Annotated in this window: 1 protein-coding gene; it reads right to left on the bottom strand. The window is 71.0% G+C overall.

What is annotated here, in order from left to right:
- Positions 1–248: SixA phosphatase family protein (locus tag SB719_RS21780; RefSeq protein ID WP_412159977.1), on the bottom strand; the 248-nt coding region annotated here is incomplete at both ends.

Here is a 248-nt window from a genome sequence, read left to right as displayed (position 1 = left end):
AGCGCCGCGAGGCGTTCGAGCCCCGGATTGTGGCCGACCAGCAACAGCCGGCCGACGTCGCGGTGTTCATCGGCGACCGCCGCCAGGGTGCCGGAGGTCGCTTCGTAGATGCGCTCGTCGAGGCGCTGGTCGACGTACCCGATGACGCCGAGCACGGCTTCGAGGGTTTCGCGCGTGCGTCGCGACGGCGAACACACCACGCAATCCGGCACCAGGGCCTGTTCGCGCAGCCAGTGGCCGGCACGCTC

This window comes from Pantoea sp. SIMBA_079 (assembly GCF_046940275.1).
Taxonomy (GTDB): domain Bacteria; phylum Pseudomonadota; class Gammaproteobacteria; order Enterobacterales; family Enterobacteriaceae; genus Pantoea; species Pantoea borealis.
This window is presented reverse-complemented; position numbering and strand designations above follow the sequence as displayed.